This is a genomic window from Nesterenkonia salmonea (genome assembly GCF_005771525.1).
Classification (GTDB): Bacteria; Actinomycetota; Actinomycetes; order Actinomycetales; family Micrococcaceae; genus Nesterenkonia; species Nesterenkonia salmonea.
Genome location: NZ_VAVZ01000134.1, coordinates 1 through 360 on the forward strand (window position 1 = coordinate 1; position 360 = coordinate 360).

The following is a 360-nucleotide window of genomic DNA, read 5'->3' on the forward strand; positions in this document are numbered from 1 at the left end:
TGAATGGATCTCCCAGTCTCATAACCGCTCAGCCCGGGGGTCTCACCTCAGTCTGGCAGAGAGGGACTGTGCCAGAGGTGGTGCGGACTGCCTTCTTCGGACACAACGCGATCACCAGCCGCGCACACTACACAGACCTCACGGACACCTCCGCTATGGTGGCTGCAGCTCGCCAGCTACGCACGGCATGACTTTATCGAAACCAAGCGCAAGACCCAGCGCAAGAATGTTGATAAGCGCTAACACTGTGTGACCCTCAGTGAGCTTGGATTGCTTTCAAGCCGTGTTTTAGCGGCTCTTCACTATTGATGTGTGGACCGGTTGGTCTGACTCCTTAAGGGATGTGGCGGCCCGCGGCTC

The 360-nt window shown here is 57.5% G+C and carries 1 protein-coding gene; it reads left to right on the top strand.

What is annotated here, in order from left to right; all coding sequences use genetic code 11:
• A partial coding sequence (locus FEF26_RS15995; protein ID WP_208012973.1) for a hypothetical protein occupies positions 1–191 on the top strand: 191 nt, incomplete at its 5' end.
• Positions 192–360 lie beyond the last annotated feature (169 nt).